Annotated in this window: 7 protein-coding genes; 4 read left to right on the top strand and 3 right to left on the bottom strand. The window is 73.1% G+C overall.

Annotated elements, in window-relative coordinates; all coding sequences use genetic code 11:
• Together ACVNF4_RS32185 and ACVNF4_RS32180 are read right to left on the bottom strand one after the other, a co-directional pair.
• On the bottom strand, window positions 1–597 hold a 597-nt coding region (locus ACVNF4_RS32185), incomplete at its 3' end, for a 3-carboxyethylcatechol 2,3-dioxygenase (RefSeq protein WP_461806411.1).
• 13 nt (window positions 598–610) lie between these two features.
• Entirely contained in the window at window positions 611–1,594 is a 984-nt protein-coding gene (locus ACVNF4_RS32180; RefSeq protein WP_461806410.1) for a zinc-binding dehydrogenase, read from the bottom strand.
• Window positions 1,595–1,705: 111 nt separating this feature from the next.
• Between ACVNF4_RS32180 and ACVNF4_RS32175 the strand changes: the two genes are divergently transcribed.
• On the top strand, window positions 1,706–2,266 hold the full coding sequence (locus ACVNF4_RS32175; protein WP_461806409.1) for a helix-turn-helix domain-containing protein: 561 nt from the start codon (window positions 1,706–1,708) through the stop codon (window positions 2,264–2,266).
• A 7-nt stretch (window positions 2,267–2,273) separates the two neighbouring features.
• On the opposite strand, the gene ACVNF4_RS32170 is transcribed toward ACVNF4_RS32175, so the two are convergent.
• On the bottom strand, window positions 2,274–3,056 hold the full coding sequence (locus ACVNF4_RS32170; RefSeq protein ID WP_461806408.1) for an IclR family transcriptional regulator: 783 nt from the start codon (window positions 3,054–3,056) through the stop codon (window positions 2,274–2,276).
• A gap of 237 nt (window positions 3,057–3,293) precedes the next feature.
• Between ACVNF4_RS32170 and ACVNF4_RS32165 the strand changes: the two genes are divergently transcribed.
• From ACVNF4_RS32165 to ACVNF4_RS32155, 3 genes are all read left to right on the top strand, one after another.
• Window positions 3,294–4,595: an aromatic ring-hydroxylating dioxygenase subunit alpha gene (locus tag ACVNF4_RS32165; protein ID WP_461806407.1), complete on the top strand. Its 1,302-nt coding sequence runs from the start codon at window positions 3,294–3,296 to the stop codon at window positions 4,593–4,595.
• Window positions 4,592–4,933, top strand: a complete 342-nt coding sequence (locus tag ACVNF4_RS32160; protein ID WP_461806406.1) for a bifunctional 3-phenylpropionate/cinnamic acid dioxygenase ferredoxin subunit — start codon at window positions 4,592–4,594, stop codon at window positions 4,931–4,933. Before ACVNF4_RS32165 ends, ACVNF4_RS32160 begins: the two co-directional genes overlap by 4 nt.
• On the top strand, window positions 4,930–5,243 hold a 314-nt coding region (locus ACVNF4_RS32155; RefSeq protein ID WP_461806405.1), incomplete at its 3' end, for an FAD-dependent oxidoreductase. The genes ACVNF4_RS32160 and ACVNF4_RS32155, both read left to right, overlap by 4 nt.

Genomic DNA, 5,243 nt, shown 5'->3' with positions numbered 1-5,243 from the left:
CTCGATGAGGGCGTCGGCGACGCGCGGCGGGGCGCCGTCGAGGACGGGGACCGGCGGGTCGTGGGAGAGGCCGCCGGAGGCGAGGAACAGCACGCGCCGGTCGAGTTCGGCCGCGGCCTCCCCCAGTGCCGTGCCCAGCGCGCGGATGCGGCCGACCGGGCCGAGCGGGGTGGCGACGCCGTTGACGAAGACGGGGACGACGGGGACGCGGTCGATGCCGTCGAAGAGGACGTCGAGGGGTTGCGCGAAGCCGTGGTCGACGGTCATGCGGGCGGAGACGGTGAGGTCGACGCCCCGGTCCAGGACGCCCTGGGCGAGGGCCTTGGCGGCGGCCGTGTCGACGGACAGGGGGCCCGCCGGGGTGCCGAAGTCACCGACCGCGTGGGCCTCGGTGGCGAGGCAGAAGGGGGGCATCTCCTTGTAGAAGAAGCCGTTGTAGTGGTCGGGCGCGTACAGCACGACGAGTTCGGGGTCGAAGTCCCGCACGAAGCGGCGTGCTTCCTCGACGGCCCTCTCGACGCGGACGAGGACGTCGGGCGCGGGGTCGTTCTTCCCGATGAGCGGCGAGTGGGAGAGCCCCACGGCGGCTGCGGTCATGGCGGGGGCTCCCTTAACTGCCGGAGGCCGGCGGGTTGATGACGAGCTTTCCGGTGAGCCCGCCGTCGATCATGAGCTGGAAGCCCTGGTGGATCCCGGACAGCGGGAGGGCCCGGTCGATCACGGGCCGGGTGCCGGTCGCCTCCATCATGCGGAGCATCGCGACGAGTTCGGCGCGGGTGCAGCCGGTGGAGCCGAGGATCCGCTGCTGGAGGTAGAAGATCCGGCCGAGGTCGGCGGGCGGGTTGGTGCCGCTGGTGGCGCCGGCGACGACGACCGCGCCGCCGGGGCGCAGGGACTTCAGGGAGTGCGACCAGGTCGCCTCGCCGACGGTCTCGATGACGACGTCCACCCGCTCCGGGACCCGCTCCCCGGTGGCGAGCGCGGCGCGGGCGCCCCAGGCGAGGGCCTCGGCGCGTTTGGCCTCGCTGCGGCTGGTGGCGTAGACGACGGCCCCGGCGGCGACGGCCAGCCGGATCGCCGCGGAGGCGACGCCGCCGCCGGCGCCCTGCACGAGGACCCGGTCCCCGGCGGTGATCCGGGCCTGTGTGAACAGCATGCGGTAGGCGGTCGTCCAGGCGACGGGCAGGCAGGCGGCCTCGTCGAAGGAGAGCCACTCCGGTTTCGGCACGAGGTTGCGGGTGGGGACGGTCAGGTACTCGGCGAAGGCCCCGTCGTGCCGCTCGGACAGCAGCGCCCGGTCCGGGTCGAGGGTCTCGTCTCCGCGCCCGGCGTCGGGGTCGCCGAGGACGGGGTGGACGATGACGGCGTTGCCGTCGTCGTCGTAGCCGGCGGCGTCGCAGCCGAGGACGATCGGGAGCCGCTCCGGCGGGTGGCCGACGCCCCTCAGGGTCCACAGGTCGTGCATGTTGAGGGAGGAGGCCACGACGCGGACCCGGGACCAGCCGGGCTTCGGCGTCGGCTCGGGGACGTCGCGCAGCACCAGGCCGGACAGCGGGTCGGCGGCGCTCTGGGAGATGGCGGTTGCAGCTAGCACGCAGTCACGTTCACCCGGAGCGGGGGGCGTTCCCCAGCCCGTGTTCCGCTGCGCGGCACAGCGGGCACCGGCCGGGGGTCACAGGCTGTGCCGGGTGCTTAAAGTGGTCGGGTGTCCTCAGGAAACGCGATGGTGTCGCACAACGTCCGGCTGCTCAGGGAGCGGCGCGGCCTGTCCCTGGCCGAGCTGGCGCGGCAGGCGGGGCTCGCGAAGCAGACGCTGTCGCGGCTGGAGCAGGGCACGGGCAACCCGACGGTCGACACGCTGTTCGCGATAGCACGGGCCCTGCGGGTGCCGGTGACGCGGCTGGTGGCCGAGCGGCAGCAGGCGGTCACCGTGCAGCGGAGCGCCGAGGTGCTGTGGGAGCGGGCGACCGGGTACGAGTCGCGGGCGCTCGGCCAGGTGTACGGCTCGGGTGTCGTCGAGAACTTCCTGGTGCGGGTCCCCGCCGACGCGAGCGGGGCGTCCGACGGGCATCCGGTGGGCACGCTGGAGCACCTGTACGTGGTGAGCGGCCGGGTCCGGGTGGGTCCCGCCGACAGCCCGGTGGAGCTGTCGACGGGCGACTCGGTGCGCTACCCGGGCGACCGGCCGCACGTGTACCAGTCACTGGACGGGGAGAGCGTCGTGCATGTCGTGCGGAGCGTCCCGTACGGCGGCGGACGGCGCTGAGCACCCGTCAGGCGGCGGGACGGCCGGTGAGGGTGCGGGCCGCGGCGTAGGCCACGCGGCGCAGGGCGGGGGCATAGCGGGTGGGGTCGAAGCGGTGGTCGGCGCCGGCGACGGAGAGGGCGGCGACCGGGCGTCCGGCGGGCCCCATGATGGGGACGGCGACGCAGGTGAGGCCGAGGGTGACCTCCTGGCGGTCGTAGGCGATGCCCTCGCGGCGGATGCGGCCGAGGTCGGCGCGGAGCCGCTCGGGGTCGGAGAGGGTGTACTCGGTGCGCGCGGGAAGGCCCGCGGCGACGGCGGCCTCGGCGGCGTCGTGGTCGAAGGCGAGGAGCGCTTTGCCGACGCCGGTGCAGTAGGCGGGCAGCCGGGCGCCGATCCGGGAGGGCGAGCGGGTCGTGCGGTGGCCGTGGATCTTGTTGACGTAGACGATCTCGGTGCCGCGCAGCACGGCCAGGTGAACGGTTTCGTGCGTCAGCTCGTACAGGTCGGCGAGGTAGGGCAGGAGCCGTTCCTGGAGGAGCTGCGGGGTGGGGCCGTACACGCGGTTGCCCATGTCGTAGAGCTCGGTGCCCAGCCGGTAGTTGCTCCCGACCCGCTCCACGAGCTCGTTGCGCTGGAGGATGCCGAGCAGGCGGAAGGCGGTGGACTTGGTGAGGCGGGCGCGGCGGGCCAGTTCGCTGACGCCGATGTCCCCGTCCTCCTGGGCGAGGGACTTGAGGAGGACCAGCGCCTTGTCGACCGCGGTCTGCTGGTCGGGCGCGGGGTGGGCGGAAGCGGAGGGAGCAGGCATGGGGGACTCCAGAGGAAGCACCTGGCGACCATTGAAGTGGACGCCCGTCCAACCTATGAGACACACGCGGCGCTTGTAAACGTCTGGTGCGCATGCCCGCAGGACCGGTCCCGCCGGACGCGTCCGCGCAGGCAGGACCCCTTTTCACTGGGTGGAAAAGGGGTCGGCGGCACGGCGTGTGCCGCACCACGGAACGGGCGCTGGGCCGCCCCCCGCCGGGTGGCGTCTGCTGGGGGCATGCAGCAGTTTCCCCCCGGATCCCCGCCGCCGGTCGACGCCGGCGCGTACTTCGACCTCGACGACGGACTCGTCGACCGCACGATCTTCGCCGACCCGGCCGTGTACCGGCAGGAGCTGCGCCGCGTCTTCGCGCCGAGCTGGCTCTTCCTCGCGCACGAGAGCCAGTTCACCAAGCCTGGTGACTTCTTCACGACGTACATGGGCGAGGACCCGGTGATCGTCGCGCTGGGCCGGGACCGCAAGCTGCGGGCGTTCCTGAACGCGTGCCGGCACCGCGGGATGCGGGTGTGCCGCGCGGACGCGGGCGCCACGAAGGCGTTCACGTGCAGCTATCACGGCTGGTCCTACGACACGTCGGGGAAGCTCGTGGGCGTCCCCAACGAGGAGGACTACCCGGCGCACTTCGACCGGGAGCGGTGGGGGCTCGTCGAGGTCGCGCGGGTCGAGACGTACAAGGGGCTGGTGTTCGGGACGTGGAACCCCGAGGCGCCGCCGCTCACCGCGGCGCTGGGCGGGATGACCTGGTACCTGGACGCGATGCTGGACCGCGACCCGGAGGGCACCGAGGTGGTCGGCGGGGTCCACAAGTGGGTCCTGGAGGGCAACTGGAAGCTCGCCGCCGAGCAGTTCGCCTCCGACTGGTACCACGTCAACATCTCGCACGCCTCCGCGCTGATGGTCATGTCCCCCACCGGCAAGGGCCCGCGGACGGACATCGTGCGGACGCCGGGCCGCCAGTACACCGACCCGCTCGGGCACGGCGCCGGTTTCCCCACGCACCCCAAGAGCCGCTTCGACGACCGGGTCGTGCACGACTGGTACGACTACGACGCGCTGCGCGAACGCCTCGGTGACGCCCGCGTCGAGGGCCCGATGACGACGGGTCACGCGACGGTCTTCCCGAACTTCTCCTACCTCCCCGTCAACGGCTCGATCCGCGTCTGGCACCCCAAGGGGCCCGACCGCATGGAGGTCTGGGCCTGGACGCTCGTCGACAGGTCGATGCCGGACGAGGTGAAGGACGCCCAACGCCTGTACAACCTGCGGACGTTCGGGCCCACCGGGATCTTCGAGCAGGACGACGGCGAGAACTGGAGCGAGGTCCAGGCCACCGCGCACGGCTTCGTGTCCGGCTCGATGACCCTCAACTACCAGATGGGGCTGGGACTTGAGGAGGACGACGGCATCCACCCCGGCACCACCGGACGCCTCTACAGCGACGGCGCCGCCCGCGGCTTCTACGCCCGCTGGCGCGACCTGATGAACACGCCCGCCTGGCACGAGAAGGACAACGCATGAGTACGACGAGCACCGGTATCCGCGTCGCCGAGGTGGGCGGCATCGAGGAGGGCGAGGCGCTGCGGGTCCCCGCCGAGGAGACCGGCCACGGCGACGCCATCGCCGTCTTCCACGACGGCGGCGCCTACTTCGCCCTCGACGACACCTGCACGCACGGCCAGGCGTCCCTGGCGGAGGGCTGGATCGAGGACGGTGAGGTCGAATGCCCCCTGCACAGCGCCCGGTTCTGCCTGAAGTCCGGTGAGCCGCAGTGCATGCCGGCCACCCTCGCCCAGCGCACGCACCGCGTCGAGGTCCGCGACGGCGGCGTCTGGCTGCACCCCGGGACCGACGCGTGAAACACATCGCCGTGGTGGGCGCGGGCCTCGCCGCCGTCTCCACCTGCGCGGCCCTGCGCGAGCGGGGGTACGACGGCGAACTCACCCTGTACTCCGCCGAGCCGGGCCTGCCCTACGACCGTCCCCCGCTCAGCAAGGACGTCCTGCTCGGCAAGGCGGACCGCGCGCAGATCCTGCTGCGCCCCGCCGACTGGTACGACGCCCACCGCGTCGCCCTGCGCCAGGGCGTCCCGGTCCGGGCGGTCCGCCCCGCCGAGGGCGGCCTCGAACTCGCCGACGGGACACGGGAGTCGGCGGACCGGGTCGTCCT

The sequence above is a fragment of the Streptomyces sp. S6 genome, assembly GCF_054880855.1.
Note: the sequence above shows the minus strand (reverse complement) of the source record. Positions and strands in the feature narration are given on the sequence as shown.

Excerpts from the sequence above, each read along its gene's own strand:
- ACVNF4_RS32170 (WP_461806408.1), bottom strand. The coding sequence starts at position 3,056 with ATGCCTGCTCCCTCCGCTTCCGCCCACCCCGCGCCCGACCAGCAGACC.
- ACVNF4_RS32165 (WP_461806407.1), top strand. The coding sequence starts at position 3,294 with ATGCAGCAGTTTCCCCCCGGATCCCCGCCGCCGGTCGACGCCGGCGCG.
- ACVNF4_RS32160 (WP_461806406.1), top strand. The coding sequence starts at position 4,592 with ATGAGTACGACGAGCACCGGTATCCGCGTCGCCGAGGTGGGCGGCATC.